Annotated in this window: 15 protein-coding genes; 9 read left to right on the top strand and 6 right to left on the bottom strand. The window is 60.1% G+C overall.

The annotated features are described in order from the left end of the window. The first annotated feature begins 256 nt into the window (after positions 1-256). From bamJ to LAB08_RS22225, 8 genes are all read left to right on the top strand, one after another. The gene (bamJ, locus tag LAB08_RS22260) at positions 257-970 is read left to right on the top strand and encodes a BamJ family beta-barrel-assembly machinery protein (RefSeq protein WP_096509683.1); all 714 of its coding nucleotides are present in this window, start codon (positions 257-259) and stop codon (positions 968-970) included. Between the two features lie 292 nt (positions 971-1,262). Continuing rightward, positions 1,263-1,718 carry a YkvA family protein gene (locus LAB08_RS22255; protein ID WP_096509684.1) on the top strand — a complete coding sequence of 152 codons (456 nt, stop codon included), beginning with the start codon at positions 1,263-1,265 and terminating at the stop codon, positions 1,716-1,718. A 114-nt stretch (positions 1,719-1,832) separates the two neighbouring features. Then, positions 1,833-2,174, top strand: a complete 342-nt coding sequence (locus tag LAB08_RS22250; protein ID WP_096509685.1) for a helix-turn-helix domain-containing protein — start codon at positions 1,833-1,835, stop codon at positions 2,172-2,174. After that, a complete protein-coding gene (locus LAB08_RS22245) occupies positions 2,171-2,542 on the top strand; it encodes a hypothetical protein (RefSeq protein ID WP_003223109.1) in 372 nt (123 codons plus the stop codon). The genes LAB08_RS22250 and LAB08_RS22245 overlap by 4 nt, the downstream gene beginning before the upstream one ends. Next, positions 2,543-2,950, top strand: a complete 408-nt coding sequence (locus LAB08_RS22240) for an SEL1-like repeat protein (protein WP_096509686.1) — start codon at positions 2,543-2,545, stop codon at positions 2,948-2,950. A gap of 222 nt (positions 2,951-3,172) precedes the next feature. Then, positions 3,173-7,825 carry an RHS repeat-associated core domain-containing protein gene (locus LAB08_RS22235; RefSeq protein WP_217910636.1) on the top strand — a complete coding sequence of 1,551 codons (4,653 nt, stop codon included), beginning with the start codon at positions 3,173-3,175 and terminating at the stop codon, positions 7,823-7,825. Then, entirely contained in the window at positions 7,818-8,192 is a 375-nt protein-coding gene (locus LAB08_RS22230) for a UCP019853 family protein (RefSeq protein ID WP_096509687.1), read from the top strand. The genes LAB08_RS22235 and LAB08_RS22230 overlap by 8 nt, the downstream gene beginning before the upstream one ends. Positions 8,193-8,536: 344 nt before the next feature. Continuing rightward, positions 8,537-8,863: a hypothetical protein gene (locus LAB08_RS22225; protein WP_096509688.1), complete on the top strand. Its 327-nt coding sequence runs from the start codon at positions 8,537-8,539 to the stop codon at positions 8,861-8,863. 150 nt (positions 8,864-9,013) lie between these two features. On the opposite strand, the gene LAB08_RS22220 is transcribed toward LAB08_RS22225, so the two are convergent. Both LAB08_RS22220 and LAB08_RS22215 read right to left on the bottom strand, forming a co-directional pair. After that, complete coding sequence (locus tag LAB08_RS22220) at positions 9,014-10,804, bottom strand: bifunctional diguanylate cyclase/phosphodiesterase (protein WP_096509689.1); 1,791 nt, start codon at positions 10,802-10,804, stop codon at positions 9,014-9,016. Between the two features lie 146 nt (positions 10,805-10,950). Beyond that, complete coding sequence (locus LAB08_RS22215; protein ID WP_172901570.1) at positions 10,951-13,032, bottom strand: carboxy terminal-processing peptidase; 2,082 nt, start codon at positions 13,030-13,032, stop codon at positions 10,951-10,953. Positions 13,033-13,170: 138 nt separating this feature from the next. On the opposite strand from LAB08_RS22215, the gene LAB08_RS22210 reads away from it, so the two are divergent. Continuing rightward, complete coding sequence (locus tag LAB08_RS22210) at positions 13,171-14,133, top strand: NAD(P)H-quinone oxidoreductase (protein WP_096509691.1); 963 nt, start codon at positions 13,171-13,173, stop codon at positions 14,131-14,133. A 112-nt stretch (positions 14,134-14,245) separates the two neighbouring features. Here the strand turns inward: LAB08_RS22210 and LAB08_RS22205 are convergent, their stop codons facing one another. The 4 genes from LAB08_RS22205 to LAB08_RS22190 are packed head-to-tail and all read right to left on the bottom strand — an operon-like array spanning position 14,246 to position 17,543. Beyond that, positions 14,246-14,899: an HAD family hydrolase gene (locus LAB08_RS22205; RefSeq protein ID WP_096509692.1), complete on the bottom strand. Its 654-nt coding sequence runs from the start codon at positions 14,897-14,899 to the stop codon at positions 14,246-14,248. 34 nt (positions 14,900-14,933) lie between these two features. Further along, positions 14,934-15,923 (bottom strand): ABC transporter ATP-binding protein, encoded by a 990-nt coding sequence (locus LAB08_RS22200; RefSeq protein WP_096509693.1) that lies wholly within the window; start codon positions 15,921-15,923, stop codon positions 14,934-14,936. Beyond that, on the bottom strand, positions 15,920-16,720 hold the full coding sequence (locus LAB08_RS22195; RefSeq protein ID WP_096509694.1) for an ABC transporter permease: 801 nt from the start codon (positions 16,718-16,720) through the stop codon (positions 15,920-15,922). The genes LAB08_RS22200 and LAB08_RS22195 overlap by 4 nt, the downstream gene beginning before the upstream one ends. Then, positions 16,707-17,543, bottom strand: coding sequence for an ABC transporter permease (locus tag LAB08_RS22190; protein WP_172901571.1), 837 nt, complete (start codon positions 17,541-17,543; stop codon positions 16,707-16,709). Before LAB08_RS22190 ends, LAB08_RS22195 begins: the two co-directional genes overlap by 14 nt.

The raw sequence follows: 17,543 nt of genomic DNA, 5'->3' as shown, positions 1-17,543 counted from the left end.
GTCGATTTATGCTTCCGTTATGCCTGAGTGCCAGGTAGGCGGCAAGTGGCCATTACGCCAGGTGTTGCGGGATGCAGAAATAGTTTCTGTGGGAACGAGATGACAGAAGTTTCATCATCTACACTCCGAAAAGCGTTTAAACACCTGAACTTATCGGAAATCTCTGGCTCTCATGCCGGTAGCCATTGGTCGTGGCCGCCTGATAAGCTCGCGGCTTTACTCGATTGCCCTTTAGGCGCATGAACAAGGAAATAGCATGAAACAGCATCGGTTGGCGGCGGCGGTGGCCCTGGTTAGCCTGGTACTCGCGGGTTGTGACTCGCAGACCAGCGTAGAGCTGAAAACCCCGGCGCAAAAAGCTTCCTACGGGATTGGCCTGAACATGGGCAAGAGCCTGGCTCAGGAAGGCATGGATGACCTGGACTCCAAAGCCGTAGCCCAGGGCATCGAAGATGCCGTTGGCAAGAAAGAACAGAAACTCAAGGACGAAGAACTGGTTGAAGCCTTCGCCGCACTGCAAAAGCGTGCCGAAGAGCGCATGGCCAAGATGAGTGAAGAGTCGGCGGCCGCCGGCAAGAAATTCCTCGAAGAAAACGCCAAGAAAGCTGGCGTCGTGACGACCGCTTCGGGTCTGCAGTACGAAGTGGAAAAGAAAGCCGATGGGCCTCAGCCAAAGCCGACTGACGTAGTGACTGTTCACTACACCGGCAAGCTGACCAATGGCACCGTGTTCGACAGTTCCGTCGAGCGCGGCAGCCCGATCGATCTGCCGGTCAGCGGCGTGATTCCGGGCTGGGTCGAAGGCTTGCAACTGATGCACGTCGGCGAGAAGTACAAGCTGTACATTCCTAGCGACCTGGCTTACGGCGCGCAAAGCCCAAGCCCGGCGATCCCGGCCAACTCGGTACTGGTGTTCGACCTGGAACTGCTGGCAATCAAGGATCCAACCAAAGAAGACGCTGCCAAGTAATCAGCGCCTGACTTGAAAACAACGCCCCGTTCATGCGGGGCGTTGTTGCATCTGGAGTCCGGCACGGGTAAACAAAGCGAACCGATGATGTAGGCTGCAGTCATAGCCAGTGTAGGAGCGGCGTTAACCGCGTCAGACCGCCAAGTCAATGAAATTATGGGTTTTTTTTGATGGGTAAAAAATGCCCGATCTAAGCTCAGCCCTTGTGCAATGGGGCTTTCAGCCTTGAAAAGTAGCTCTGTTCACAAGGTTATCCACAATTTGTGTGGATAACATTTCCGTGGGAGTCATCATGAAAACACCCTGGAACTTCGCTCGTTTCCTGCCGCTGGCCGGACGCCTGCTCGCACGTGGACGTTTGCCGACCTTGCTGTTCGCAGTGGCCAGTAAAGGTGCCAGCCAGGGCCATCGGCTGGGCAAGCTCAAAGACGATCTGCGCCTGCTGCAGGCACTTTGCCTGGCGTACTGGCGCGGTGAGTATCGCGCAATCAGTCCCAAGGCGGTGGTATCGGTCGTGGCCGGACTGATGTACTTCCTCAGTCCCGTGGATGCGATTCCGGATTTCCTGCCTGTGTTCGGCATGCTCGATGACATCGCCGTGCTGGGTTGGCTGATGAAAGTGCTCGACGATGAACTCAACGCCTTCCGCGCCTGGCGCAAGCGACAGGGGCCGGAGAGACTCGCGGTCGTCGAGCGCCTGCCCAATACGCCTGAACAACTTCAGCTTCAGGGACCGAAAAAACACTGAGTCGATCAAGTCTCCTCCGCAGATAGATAGCCCCCGCGACCTTAGCCGCTGTTAGGATTACACTTCTAGGGAAAAGTGCCGACTCGCTAAGTGTTGTTGTCCTACGGGGTAGTCATGGATATTCAGATAATTACACGCGAAGGCGAACCCGAATACGCGGTTCTGCCGTGGGCTCAGTATCAGGCTCTACTTAAAGCAGCAGGCATCAATGAAGCACCGTCGCGTCCGGCCCCAGCGCCGCTTGCGACAACCCAGGACCCGATTCTTCCAGGTCTTGATCAGCTACGCAGTTTGCGCGAAGGGAAGGGCATCGCCATTGAGGCGCTCGCCCGCACGGTAGGTATCAGCCCGTCTTATCTGGCCATGATCGAAAGTGGCGAGCGTCAGCCCGACGCTGCGATTCGCCGCAGCCTGGCCTGGGAATTGACGGTGCCGGGGTGGAGGGATGAATCGTGAGCGTACGCATCAGTCGTCAACATTGGGACGGATTGCTGGGCGAGCTGGATCAGGCGCGCCGTCAGCGTCATCTCCTGACCTATCGGGCGTTGCTGGAGCGTTTGCAGCTCCCCACGCCCGCCATGCAAACCCTGACTGCCGCCCTTGAGCATCTGGCGGCGCTGGACGCCAAGGCCGAGCAACCCTTGCGCAGTTCATTGGTGATCAGCCAGGGTGCCAGCCGCCTGCCACGCACCGGTTTCTTTGAGTGCGTCGAACGCCTCGGACGCTTCTCCGGGCCGTCCGATGGTGTTGCCGCCGCGTCCTGGCATGCCTCGGAGGTGGTGCGGGTGTTCGAGTACGAGTACCCCGAGTCGGCGGAGGCCTGAGTGTTTTTACGACTCAAGGCGCGGGTCAATTACTGGCTGGCGCGCAGGTTGTTTCGCTGGTCATGGTTTGTGCGTAACCCCCGTGGCTGGCGCTGGCTCGAGGGTCAGTTCGCCCGCATGGCGAACCTGGGCGATGTCGGTGCCCAGAGCTTCTATGGCCATATCCTGACCTTTCGCGGCGTGGGTCTCGGCGCGCGCGAAGAGGGAGTGCGCCTGCTGCGCCTGGCGGCATTGGCCGGTGATGGCAAGGCGGCCTATCAGGTGGGGGTGATCAGCCTCGCCGGAACACCGAGCAAGGCGCCGGACCCCGCCGAAGCGGCGCGGTTCTGGGGGATTGCCGCGAAGGCCGGGCATCCGCTGGCGCAGATCAAGCTTCAGGAGCTGGCCTCCCGCGATTCCACGGAATAACCCCGATTTATCTGACAGATCCGAGTGGCGTAGGAGGAGACTCCTGCGCCACTTTTTTATGGGTGAATCGGTTTTAGCGAATCGCCCTACACGAAACACCTCTTCGTCTGACTTCTTTCCCCGCTGATCCCCCGCAAAGTCCCTCGCGCCCTATTTCCTGTGCGAGAGATTGCTCATGTTCGACCCGGTTTTTCACGCGGCTTCCTGCGTTTCGGTGGGCTGATGGATCACATCGCCCGGTTCGAGCAGGAACTCGAGCATTTCCCGAATACCCTGACGCTCTACCGTCAACAGCTCTCGCGTTGGTTCAACAAGACCGCCGACCGGGTCAGCCACGCCATGGACATGCCCTCGCTGATGGGCATGGACCGGGTGATCAAGCTGGGCAATGCCAGCACGGTTGTCAGCAGCGGTGACGACGACTTTATTTCGACGGTCGCGCAGTGCCCGAAAAGCGGAATACTGCAGATCGAGAGCAAGTTCGAGTCGGTGTATGACGTACCGCTGGGGAACATTCAGGTTGATGTGATTGCGGTGAAGGGCGGCGAATCGACGCCCGTCATGCTGGATGAACACGGCAAGGGGCAATTCAGGGGCGAGGCGGGAAAGTTCTATCGCGTGCGGGTGCAGAGCGAGGTTACGCCGCAGCAGGTGGATGAGCTTTTCAGTGCCTACAACGAGTTGTCTCAGGCTCTGGAAAGTTGGCTTCGCAGTGAGTGGGAAGTCTTCAAGTCACAGTGGTCGCAATCGACTTCAGGGGCCGTGGGCAACGGGATGCTGGCCGGCAGTTGGGCGGCCATTGAGGGGGTATGGGACGGCATTCATTTGCTGTCGGACGTTCTCCGGGATCCCGGTGAGTTTGCGGGGCGGCTCGGCAGCGGCGTCGATCAGCTGAGGGCGCTGGCGGAAAAAGCGCCGCAGGAGATGGCAAAGATCCAGCTGTTGGCCAGTGACGAGGCGGCGCTTTCTCTACTGTTGCGCACAGCCAGCCTCTGGTTGGACATGCTGCCACCCAGCGTGATCGCCGGTGAGACTGCCAAAGCCGTATCGATGCTGGTGGTGGAATTGCTGATCGACATCCTGATCGCGGTCGTCCTGACCTTCGCCACGGCAGGGGGTGGAATTGCCTACTTGAAGATGCGTTTGGCCAGTCGCGGCGCGCAGTTGATCAGTGCGGTAGCACGACTGGTTGAGGCGATGTTCACGATCCTCAATACCTTCGTTGTTTACGTTGACCGCTACAAAAAAGTCGCTGCCCGGGGTGTGGCGGCCGGGCTGAAAAAAGGCCGGATGCAACTGCGCTGGAACGCTCGCAGCAATACCACGCTGAAGAAAGACGAACACCACGACGACGTTCCGAAACAGGCGAAGAACCCCAACGGCGACAGCGTCGAACCCGCCGCCCACACCGCCACCCACGGCTGTCCGCTGTCGCTGGTCACCGGCGAAGAACTGCTGAGCCTCACCGACGGCACCCTCGACGGTCTGCTGCCCTTCGCCTTCACCCGCCTGTATCGCACCAGCGCCGTCGACCTCGACTGCGGCCTCGGCTTCGGCTGGAGCCATGCGCTGAGCCAGCGCCTGGAGCTCGACGGCGACACGGTGCTGTGGATCGATCCGGAAAACCGCCGTACGCCGTTTCCCCGCCCCAGCCTGGCGCGCCCGGCGATCCACAACAGCCTGGCGCGGGCGGCAATCTACCTCGGCGAGCAGGCGGATGAGCTGATCGTGGCGCTGGCCGGCGAGGCGCCGCGTTTCCAGCACTTTATCGACGGGCGTCTGACGGCGATCAGCGACGCCTACGGCAACCGGCTGACGGTGCAGCGCGATTTGTCTGGCCGCATCCAGCGCCTCGATAACGGCGCCGGGCGTTGTTTGCGGCTGCGCTATGACCGCCAGCACCTGATCGCCGTCGACTACCAGTGCTTTGACCTGGCCGACGAGCAGCCGCCGGCCTGGCGCACGGAGCAGACCCTGGTCAGCTACCGCTACGACGGCCGCGGCCGGCTGATCGAGGCCACCAACGCCGTCGGTGAAAGCGAGCGCTACGACTACGACGAGCAGCACGTCCTCCTGCAGCGGCAGCTGGCCGGCGGCGCGAGTTTCTACTGGGAGTGGGAGCGCGCCGGCAAGGCAGCCCGCTGCATCCGCCACTGGGCCTCCTTTGCGCAGATGGACACCCGTTATGCCTGGGACGACGCCGGCGGGGTGCGGCTCACCCACGCCGATGGCAGCCAGGAAAGTTACGTCCACGACGACCAGGCGCGGCTGGTGCGCCGGGTCACCGCCGACGGCGGCGAGCTGCTTAAGGCTTATGACGCCCAGGGCCGCCTGATCGCCGAACAGGATGCGCTGGGCGCGGTCACCGACTACCGCTACGACGAAGTCGGCCGGCTGGTCGCGCTGATTCCGCCGGAAGACGCGCCAACGTCCTACGAGTACCGCAACGGCTTCCTGCATGCGCGCTATCGCGGTCAAGCCAAGTGGACCTACCAGCGCAATGCCCAGGGCGATCTCACCTGGCTGATCGACCCCGACGGCCAGAGCACCTACCACGAATACGACGCGCAAGGGCGCATGGTGCTGATCCGCTATCCGGACCACAGTCAGCATCTGTTCACCTGGAACCGCCTCGGCCAACTGCTCGAAGAAACCCGCCCCGACGGCGGACGCCGGCAATATGCCTACGACGCGCGGGGGCGACGGACCACGGTCGAGGACGAATTCGGCGGCATCACCCGCTACCAGTGGGACGCCGTCGGCCGCCTGTTGCAGGTGACGTTGCCGAGCGGCGCCCGCCGCACCTTCAGCTACAACGCCTACGGCCGGATTACCGCCGAGCGCGACGAACTGGAGCGCGTCACCCGCTACGAGTACGCCGACGATTTGCATTTGGTCAGCCGGCGGATCAACCCCGATGGCAGCACACTGCAGTACCGCTACGACCACGCGCAACTGTTGCTCACCGCCATCGAGAACGAGTCCGGCGACAGCTATCGGCTGGACTACACGCCCGGTGGCTTGATCCGCCAGGAAACCGGCTTCGACGGTCGGCGCACCGCCTATGCCTACGACCTTAAGGGTCAATTGCTGGAGAAAACCGAGTTCGGCGATGACGGCTCGCAGCTCGTCACCGCCTATCAACGCGACAGCGCCGGACGCCTGTTGCTCAAGACCCTGCCCGACGGGAGCAAGGTCGAGTACCGCTATGACCGGCTGGGGCGGCTGGTCAGCGTCGACGACGGCCAGGCGCATCCGCTGGCGTTCGAGTACGACGCCCATGACCGGCTGATCACTGAACACCAGGGCTGGGGCACCCTGCGCTACGGCTATGACGCCTGCGGCCAGCTGCAGCACCTGCGCCTGCCGGACAACAACCGCTTGCAGTACCACCGCGCCGAAGGCGGCGCGCTGACCGCCATCGACCTCAACGGCACGCGCCTGACCGGCCACCAGTTCGCGTGCGGCCGCGAACGCCAGCGCCAGCAAGGGACCTTGTTGAGCGATTACGCCTACGACGATCAGGGCCGCCTGCAGGCCCACGCCGTCAGCCAACAGCAACGCCCACGGTACCGTCGCGATTATGCCTACAGCGCCAGCGGCCAGCTCCTGCAGATCGACGACAGCCGTCACGGCCCGCGCCACTACCAGTACGACCCGTGCGACCGCCTGACCGGCGTGCGTCATGCCCGTCACGACGAGGCGGAACACTTCAGCCACGACCCGGCCGGCAACCTGCTGATCCACGACCGCCCCGGCCCCTGGCACCTCAAGGGCAACCGCCTGCTACGCCACGCCGATCGCCACTACGCCTACGACGCCTTCGGCAACCTGAGCCGCGAACGCCGTGGCGACCGCATCACCGAGTACCGCTACGACAGCCAGCACCGCCTGATCGGCATCACCCTGCCGGACGGCCGCCACGCGGCCTACCGCTACGACGCCTTCGGCCGGCGCATCAGCAAGACCGTCGACGGCCACACCACCAGCTTCTTCTGGCAAGGCGACCAGCTCGTCGCCGAAAGCAGCCCGAGCCACTACCGCAGCTACCTCTACGAACCCGGCAGCTTCCGCCCGCTGGCCCTGCTCGACGGAAAAGGCCCGACAAAAGCCTGCCCGTTCTACTACCAACTCGACCACCTCGGCACCCCGCAGGAACTCACCGACTACGGCGGCGAAATCGTCTGGTCGGCCCGCTACACGGCCTACGGCAAACTGCGCCAACTGACCCACGGTGGCGGCGAACAACTGGAGCAACCACTGCGCTTCCAGGGCCAGTACTGCGATGCTGAGAGCGGGCTGCACTACAACCGCCATCGCTATTACCAGCCGGACAGTGGCCGTTATCTGACGCCGGATCCCGTGAAGCTGGCGGGTGGCTTGAATGCCTATCGCTATGTGCCGAACCCGACGGGGTGGGTGGATCCGTTGGGGTTGAGTGGGAATTGTCCGGGGGGGAATAAGCCGGGTTGTTCGGTGCCGGATAGCAGTGCTGGCGCTAGTGTGGATGAAGGTGAGCCGGAGGTTCCAAAACCAAGATCAAAGCCTCAAGATTTTGGAAATGAAGAGAAGCTCACTGGGCATTATGAAAAACATGGTGCGGAGTTTGGGGCTATGAGCAAAGAAGAGTATTTACTGATAGCTCGACAAGTCGTGAATCAAGGCACCCGAGTCGATTATGAATACAAGGGTGAGATTCGAGGAGGGTATCTACAGTTGATGGGCAATAATCGAAGGGGTGACGCCAAGTTTGCATTCGTGGGCACCAATAAAAATCAAGATATTACGACGTTGCATACAAAAAGCGGGAAAGAGTTTTGGAGAACTATAAACGGTGATGGACGAGATAAAGTGATAAGGCCTGCTGATGACTAGTAAATATGAAGCTTTAGTAATCGATATCGACGAAGTGGTCGAAGACGCTATCGTTTTGCTTGTCGATGGTGTGACTGTTAAATGCTTCGCGAGCTACTGCCCGTTGGATATCAGGGTGGGTGGACGGTATGAAGTTGAATTCGAAATGGTTTTGCCTGATGGCGATTGTGTTGTGGCATCACAAGAAGCAGGTGTAGGGGTCGAGATGGTTGGTCTTGGTTTCTCATGCATTATTTCTGGGTATTTGGACGGAGGTACTTTCCGATCCTTCGTTGATTTTACGGATCAAGGCCTTCACTACGAGTATCCGCAGTTCAATGAAAAACACGTAAAAATTACTGTGGATAGGCTTGATGTGTCCTTCTGACAGAGTTGCGAAGTTTCCAGGCAACGTCCTAGGAGATTTCCTTCAAGATCTAGCGGTTTCCATGAACTGGTGCGATGTGAACTCCATGGATAGTCTTTGGCTGCCCCCGCAAAAACGGTGGCAGGGCGTAGGAACCCTTGAGGACTAGAAGAACGCTTTGGCGTCGGTATCTGAATTGCGGCTGACAATGTGCATCCGTAAGATCATTTGCGGCAGCTGTGCGCGGGCACGCTTCGGTGTGGCCGAGTGCTCTGGTCTCGGTATTCCTACCCCGCGTATAGCTGCCACCCAAACCTGTAGGAAGGTCGGTGGAGGCTTCCATTTCGCTACCAGAGGTTTAAACGATGAAAAGTATCCATCCCGATCCACCCTACGAAAAACCAATCCCCCATCCCGATAACCGCTTCATGGCCCTCACCAGCAACTGCTCCGAAATGCCCACCCTGTTCGTCGACACCCACGCACCGCTCGACGTTCTGACCGATGCTGCCAATTATCGAATCCGTGCCGTCACCCAAGTCCTGGAAAATCTATCCATGCGCGGTTCGATCGAGTGTGAATCTTTCATTCTCAGCGATTTTGCCTTGCTGTGCGCCATTCCGTTGCGGGATGGGTGCGATGTGCTGGATGTGGTTGGGCGGCGGTTGCGGGGGCTGTCCTCAGGGGTTTAGTGACGGATCAATGATGTCGGACATTTGAGTTGTCTGAGCGGGCGTCATCGCGGGCAAGCCATGCTCCCACAGGGGGACATGTCGTTCACAAAAATGACGTGCGACACGGACCTGTGGGAGCGTGGCTTGCCCGCGATGGCGTCAGCTCAGTCAGCGTTGTCCCGTCAGCCAGGCCCCTTCAGGCTCAGGCACCGCCAGGCTATCAATCACATGCACGCTGTAGCCCGGCACATTTTTCGCGTGGTGCTTGGCTTGTGACGCCATTTCTGCCAACTGGCTGGCATCGATTTCCCCACAGGCCTCGGGATGCAAATGGACCACGCCGATGGACAGGGACAGCAACGGGAATTCCTGGCGCACGCCCTGGCGGTTGGGGGCAATGAAACAGCCGGCTTCCAGGTGTTCGCTGCGGTAAAAGCGTCGGCATTGGCTCTGGAAGTCGTCCAGTAGCTGGTTCAAACGTTTGCCCCAGTCTTCCGGGCCGAGCACCATCAGGAAATCGTCGCCGCCGATATGGCCGACGAAGTCGCGGGACGGGTCGACGCGGTCGTTCAGGCATTGCGCCAGGCAGAGAAGGACTTCGTCGCCACGGCCGTAGCCGTAGATGTCATTGAAGGGTTTGAAGCTGTCGATGTCGACGTAGCAGATCACCGATTCGCGCTTCTGTTGCAGTAGCCGCGTGAGGCATTGCTGGATCGGCACGTTGCCGGGCAGCAGGGTCAGCGGGTTGGCGTAGCGGGCTTGCTGGATTTTCAGTTCGGTAATCAGTTTCAGCACATCGATTACCCGGCCCAGGCCCAGATAGCTGCCGTTGAGGGTGATGATGAAATCTTCTTCGATGCGTTGCCGGGCGCGGCTGGTGATCAGGCGGCTGACCTGTTGCAGCGATTGGCTCATCTCGACGGCCAGGAAATCATCGTTCATCAGGCGGCTGATGGGCTTGCGGGCAAACAGGTCGGTGGCAAACGGCTTGAGCAAGGCGTCCGAAAGCGAATGCCGATGGACGATGCCACACGGCTGGCCTTGCTCGTCCAGCACCGCCAGTGAGTTGAGGTTGGCCTGACGGCGGAAAGCCTCGAGGACGTTAGCGGTCGGGGTATCGCGGCCCATCGCGGGCTGGTCGTTGAGCAGGGCACTGAGGTCGCTGGCTTCATCGTTCAGTACAACGGCGGTACTGTCCTGTCTCGGCATCAGGGTCCGGGCATCCCGGGGTGGATGTTCCTGAGGGCGGCAGAGCAGATAGCCCTGGACCAGATCGACGCCCATTTCCGTCAACACCGCCAGCTCTTCCGGCAACTCGATGCCTTCGGCGATCACCTGCGCCCGAGACGCCTTGGCGATCTGCAGGATCGAGCCGACGAATTCGCGCTTGAGGGCATCCTGGTGGATGCCATCGATGAAATGCCGGTCGATCTTCACGTAGTCCGGACGCAACTCGGACCACAGGCGCAGGCTCGAATAGCCCGCACCCAAGTCATCCAGCGCAATGGAAAACCCCATCGCCCGATAGTGATGCAGGGCGGTTTGCAACAACTGAAAGTCGTCGATCGGCGTTTGCTCGGTGAGTTCGATCACCACCTGGCTCGGCGGGATGCCGAAGTCCTGCAACAGTTGCAGGGTGCGGCCCGGCTGGTGCGCAGCTTCGAGCAGGGATTCCGGGGAAACGTTGAGGAACAGCTTGCCGGGTAGTTGCTGCTCGTTGAAACGTCGGCATGCGCTCTGCCGGCAGGCGATTTCCAGTTCGCTCAAGCGGCTGGCCTGGCGGGCCACGGCGAACAATGCGATGGGGGAGTGCAGTGGACTATTGGACGGGCCACGGCTGAGGGCTTCGTAGCCAAGAATACGGCGTTCGGAGAGGCTGATGATCGGCTGGAACAAGCTGTGCAAACCGCCTTGAGTCAGGATTGAACTCAACGCACTCAGCTGTTCGGTTGTGGTCATGGCGATCTCTGGCGATAAAAAAAGGACTGGGCGGGCTCTTGGTAAAAGAGCACGCCCAGTCCTTTATTTCACGACAGAATGATGACTGTTTGATGAAGCTCCGGGGAGCTTCAGCATTAAATTGCCATCATCTGGCTTGTAACCTCTTAATGCTTGGCCACCGCGGTGTTGAGCTTGAGGTAGTCCAGCAGAATGCGCCCGGTCTCGCTCAGGTAGGCATCGTCTTCCGGCTTGGTCTTGTCCGGCTCGGCCGCCAGGGTGTCTTCGTCTTCTTTCTTCAGCTCTTTGAGTGGCTCTTCGCCCTTGGCCTTGCGACGGATGTTCTCCATGGCCAGTTGCTTGGCTTCGATGTCGGCGTGTTGGGCACGACGGTCGGCCTCGTTGAGGCTGACGGTTTTCTCCGTCATCAGCTTCTGCGCCAGGGCCAGTTTGTCGCGGATGAACACGAACTCCGCGTCTTTGGCCGTGCGCACGTCATGCTCGGACTTGAGCTGGGTGATGTATGGCTTGAACGGATCGAGCGCAGGCTTGATGGCCGCTTTGATGGTGTCCCACGGCATGGCTTCCGGCAGGGCGCTTTCGCCGATTTCCTTGGTGTCGATGATCGACGGGTAATCGATGTCCGGCAGTACGCCCTGGTGCTGGGTGCTCTGGCCGGAAACCCGGTAGAACTTGGCCAGGGTCAGTTTCAGTTCGCCATGGTTCAGCGGCTGAATGGTCTGCACGGTGCCTTTGCCGAAGGTCTGGCCACCGATGATCAGTGCGCGGTGGTAGTCCTGCATGGCGCCGGCAAAAATCTCCGAAGCCGAGGCGGACAAGCGGTTCACCAGCAATGCCATCGGGCCTTTGTAGAACGCGCCCGGGTTTTCATCTTCCAGTACATCGACACGGCCATCGGCGTTACGCACGAGCACGGTCGGCCCTTTGTCGATGAACAGGCTGGTCAGCTCGGTGGCTTCCTGCAAGGAGCCGCCGCCATTGTTGCGCAGGTCGATGACTACGCCGTCGACCTTGTCTTTCTGCAACTCGGTCAGCAACTTCTTGACGTCACGGGTGGTGCTCTTGTAATCCGGGTCGCCGGCTCGGAACGCCTTGAAGTCCAGATAGAAGGCCGGGATCTCGATGATGCCGAGCTTGTAGTCCTTGCCATCCTGCTTGAGGTTGAGTACCGACTTCTTCACGGCCTGGTCTTCAAGCTTCACCGCTTCGCGGGTGATCGGCACGATCTTGCTGGTCTGGTCGTTCGGCGCATTGCTGGCCGGGATCACTTCCAGGCGCACCACGGTGCCTTTCGGGCCGCGGATCAGCTTGACCACTTCGTCCAGGCGCCAGCCCACCACGTCGACCATCTCTTTGTTGCCCTGGGCAACGCCGATGATCTTGTCGGCCGGAGCGACCTGCTTGGTCTTGTCCGCCGGGCCTGCCGGCACCAGGCGCACGACTTTCACCTGATCGTTATCGCTCTGCAACACGGCGCCGATGCCCTCCAGGGACAGGCTCATGTTGATGTCGAAGTTTTCCGCGTTATCCGGCGACAGGTAGTTGGTGTGCGGGTCGTAGGACATGGCGAAGGTGTTGATGTACGCCTGGAAGATGTCTTCCGCGCGGGTCTGGTCCAGACGCACCAACTGGTTCTTGTAACGCTTGGTCAGGGTTTCCTGGATTTGCTTGGAATCCTTGCCAGCGATCTTCATCCGCAGGACTTCATCCTTGACGCGCTTGCGCCACAGGTCGTCGAGTTCCGCGGTGGATTTGAGCCAAGGGGCGTCCTTGCGATCGATCAGCAAGGTTTCCTTGGTGGTGAAGTCGATTTTGTCGACGCCCTTGTTCAGCTCGGCAAGGGCGAAGTCCAGACGCGCCTTGACGCGGTCCAGGTAGCGCTTGTAGATGGTGAACCCGGCGTTGAGGTCGCCGCTTTTGAGGAAGTCGTCGAACTGGGTCTTCCACTTGTCGAATTCGGCAATGTCGCTGGCCATGAAGTAGCTGCGCGACGGGTCGAGCAGCTTGAGGTAGCTGTCGTAGATGATCACCGAGCGCGCGTCATCGAGCGGTGGTTTGCTGTAGTGGTGGCGCTTGAGCAACTCCACGACATTCAGACTGGCGATGACTTCGTCGCGATCGGGTTGAAGCTTGTCCCAGCTATTGGCTGCGAATGAACTGCCGGACAGCGGCAAAAGGCCGATACCGATGAAAAGGGCGAGGGCGGTGCTGGGGAACAAACGCTTCATGTTGATTCGACGCGGGGACAATTGATAACGCATATTAGGCCGTCTTTGAAGTCGCCGGTTCCACAAGGGCCGGTCGCATAATGCAAAAAGCCCGGCGCTACCGCTTCGGGCTCAGTCCAGACTCACTATGGAGGCACTGTGAAAGCATTGCAAGGCGTTGACGGTCAAGTGGAGTGGGTTGAAGAGCCGAGTCCTGCTTGTGATGTAGGACAAGTTCGCATTCGCGTGGCGGCTGCGGGCCTCAATCGTGCCGATTTGTTGCAGAAAGCCGGTCTTTATCCACCGCCGCCGGGGGCCAGCCAAGTGCTCGGTCTAGAGTGCTCCGGGGTGATCAGCGAGGTCGGTCCGGGCGCTTCGTGGAAGGTAGGGGATCGGGTTTGCGCCTTGCTGGCCGGGGGCGGGATGGCCCAAGAGGTGGTTATCGACGGACGGCATGTGTTGCCGGTACCCGACGAAATGTCGTTGGCCGAAGCCGCCGCGCTGCCGGAAGTGTATGCCACTGTCTGGTTGAATTTGTTTCAACTCGCTGCGCTCAAGCCGGGTGAGAAAGTTCTGTTGCACGCCGGCGCAAGTGGAATCGGTTCAGCGGCCATTCAGCTGTGCAAGGCGTTTGGTAACCCGTGCTGGGTCAGCGTCGGCTCCGCCGAGCGCCTGGCCTACTGCGAAGCGCTCGGAGCCCAGGGCGGGGTGGTGCGCACCGACGATCTGGAGAGCCTGAGCGATCTGGGGCCGTTCGATGTCATCCTCGATCCGGTGGGTGGCAGCTATGCGGCGCTGAACCTGAAACTGCTGGCCGGTGACGGTCGTTGGGTGTTGATCGGCCTGATGGGCGGCCGCGAGGCCAGGCTGGACCTGGCACAGGTGTTGGCCAAGCGTGTGCAATTGCTGGGTTCGACCTTGCGTAGCCGTGACGATCAATTCAAGGCGGATCTGTTCAGCGATCTGAGCCAGCATGTCTGGCCGCTGTTTGCCGAAAAACGCCTGAGCCCGCAACTGGCCAAGGCCTTTCCGATCAAGGATGCCGAGGCGGCGTTTGCGGAGTTGGCGAGCAATACGGTGGCAGGGAAACTGGTGCTCCTGATTGACGAAAGCCTGACCTGACAACGCAAAACCTGTGGGAGCGAGTCTGCTCGCGAAGGCGGATTTTCAGCAACAGATGTGTTGACTGATACACCGCTTTCGCGAGCAGGCTCGCTCCCACAGGGGATCCGGGTTATTTCCAGAGATGGATCGGCCAGCCGGCTTTTTCCGCCTGCTCGCGTAACACCGGATCCGGATTGACCACATGCGGGAAATCCACCTTCAGCAACAACGGCAGATCATTGCGCGAGTCTGAATAGAAACTCGCGCCCTCCAGGTTTTCCTCTTCGGCATCCAGCCACTCCAGCAATCGGGTGATCTTGCCTTCGCGGTAGGTCAGGGTGCCGACGGTGTTGCCGGTATAAACCCCGTGCGCCACTTCCAGTTCGATCCCGAGAATCTCGTCGATGCCCAGGCGCTCGGCAATCGGTCCGACCAGGTGCGTGCCCGAGGCGGAGATCACCAGAATGCGGTCGCCCGCCTTGCGGTGGGCGGCGATGGCTTTGGTGGCGTCGCTGAAGATGATCGGTTCGATGAAGTCTTCTACCCACGGACCGACCAGGTGATCGACTTCGGCCGGCGTACGACCGATCAACGGTTCGAGGCTGAATGCCATGTAATCCTCCATGGCCAGATGGCCCCTGCCGTAGGCGTCCATCAATTCCTTGTCGCGTCGCAGGAAGGATTCGCCATCGACCCAGCCGAGGCGGACCATTTGCTCACTCCACAGCGAGGCGCAATCGCCGTGGATCAGGGTTTCGTCCAGATCAAAAATTGCCAGGGCCATCAGTGCAGTTCTCTCTTCAACATCAGCAAGGGCATCAGGCTACCTCACACAGGGCAGTCGGATCGATGGAAAGTGCCAGGCGCTGACCATCGGGGTGCAGATCGCTGGCCGAGCGGTTGAGTACGTCCACCACCAATTCCACGCCCCGGGCTTCGATCCGGTAACGAATCACGTTACCCAGCAGGCTGTGGCTGCGCACTTGTGCATCGAGTTCGCCGTTCAGGCTCAATTCGATGGCCTCCGGGCGAATCGCAATACGATGATTGACCGGCCGCTGCAGCAGTTTCGTCGCGCTCTCGGCATCCAGCAGGTTATAATTACCAATGAATCCGGCGGCGAACACATCCACGGGGGCGGTGTACAAGGTTTCGGCGTCGCCGCTCTGTACGATTTTTCCCTGATTCATCAGGAAAATCCGGTCAGACATGGTCAGGGCTTCTTCCTGATCGTGTGTGACGAAAATGGTGGTCAGGCCCAGTTCGCGCTGGATCTGACGGATCTGTTCACGCAGGTGCTTGCGGATTCGCGCATCGAGGGCCGACAGCGGTTCATCCAGCAACAACAGGCGTGGTCGGGTCACCAGCGAACGGGCGAGGGCAACGCGCTGGCATTGGCCGCCTGACAGTTGATGCGGATAGCGGGCGGCAAAATCATGCAGCTCCACCAGTTTCAGCACTTCGGCGACACGTTTCTGACTATCGTCGGCGTTGACCTTCTGCATGCGCAGGCCGAAAGCGACGTTCTGCTCGACGGTCATGTTGGGGAACAACGCGTAACTCTGGAACACCATGCCGATCCCGCGTTTCTGCGGGCTCAACGGCACGATATCGGCATCATCGAGCAGGATCTTGCCGCCATCCACCGAGGTCAGGCCGGCGATGCAACGCAGCAGCGTGGATTTGCCGCAACCGGACGGGCCGAGCAAGGTGACGAACTCACCCTTTTGAATTTCGCAATTGATGTCGCTGAACACCGTGGTGCCCGCGTAGTCCTTTTTAAGATGTTGGACGCTGACATAGCTCATTCGCTTTTGTCCTTGTTCAAGATATTGGCCGCCCAGGTCAGAACCAGCACGAAAAAGAAGTAGGAAATCACCAGCGCACTGGTGAAGTGGCCGCTGCTGTTGCGCATGTTGTTGAGATAGACCTGCAAGGTTTCGTAGCGGGTGCCGACGAGGATGTTGGCGAACACGAACTCGCCGAACAGGAACGAGAACGACAGCAGCAAGGCCACCATCAAGCCCTTGCGCAGGTTCGGCAGCACCACCAGGAGCGCTGCCTGGAAGGTGCTGGCACCGAGCAGTTGGGCGGCGTCCATCAGGTCGCGCAGGTTGATCGCTTGCAGGTTGTTGGTGATCGCCCGGTACATGAACGGCAGCGCCACGGTGAAGTAGCAACCGATCAGGATCCACGGCGTGCCGACCATGGCGAACGGCCCGGATCCGTAGAGTTGCAACAGCCCCACCGACGACACCACCGGCGGTACGGCGAAGGGCAGCAGGATCAGGATGTTCATCAGCGCATCGAGTTTCGGGAAGTGGTAATGCACCACGAACAGCAACGGCAGAATCAGCACCACCGACAGTATCAGCGCACCGATGCAAACCACTAGAGATTGGCCGAAAGCACTCAGGAAGCGCGGATCGCTCCAGAGTTGCAAGTACCATTTGGTGCTGAAACCGCTGGGCAGGATGGTGGCCGACCAACTGCTGGAAATCGAGTAGATAAAGGTGCCGAGCAACGGCAATAACAGGATGGCAAACAGCAGATAGACCACTACCCGATGGTAGATACCGGCGGGCCCCAATTCAGCGCGAGACATGGTAGCTCCTCTTCAACAGCAGTTGATGCACGATGGTCACCAGGGTCATCAACGCCACCAGCACCACAGCCAGGGCGCTGGCCAGGTTCGGGTCCAGGGAAATGTCACCCGAAACCATCGCCGCGATGCGGATTGGCATCACGTTGAAGTTGCCGGTGGTCAGGGCATACACCGTGGCGTAGGCGCCGAGTGCGTTGGCCAGCAGGATCACGAAGGTGCCAAGCAGGGCCGGGGTCAGCACCGGCAGACCGATGTGGCGCCAGAACTGCCAGCCGTTGGCGCCGAGCAGCGCGGCTGACTCGCGCCAGTCTTCGCGCAAGGCATCAAAGGCCGGGTAAAGCAGCAACACGCCCAGGGGAATCTGGAAGTAGGTGTAGAGAATGATCACTCCGGTTTTCGAATACAGGTTGAAGTCCTGAATGATCCCGGCCTGCTTGAGCATGATGGTGAAGGTGCCGTTGAAGCCCAGCAAAATGATGAACGCAAAGGCCAGGGGCACGCCGGCGAAGTTGCTGGTCATGTTGGCGAAGGCGTTGACGAAGTTGCGCAGTTTCGAGTCGACCCGGCGCAGGGAGTAGGCACCGAGCACGGCAATGATGATGCCGAACACGCTCGACCAGAAACTGATCTCGAGGCTGTACTGGATCGCCTGGAGATAGAACTTCGAATTGAAGATCCTGGTGAAGTTCGCCAGGCCCCAGCCGAACTCTTCCGATTCCAGGCTGTTGATCATCACCCACACCAGCGGGGCGATTTCGAACACGATAAAGAATAGGGCGAAGGGTACCAGGCACAAGGCTGCCAGCCATCTGCCGCGCGTCAT

Origin of the sequence: Pseudomonas izuensis (genome assembly GCF_002356535.2) — a bacterium.
Lineage (GTDB): Bacteria > Pseudomonadota > Gammaproteobacteria > Pseudomonadales > Pseudomonadaceae > Aquipseudomonas > Aquipseudomonas izuensis.
This window is presented reverse-complemented; position numbering and strand designations above follow the sequence as displayed.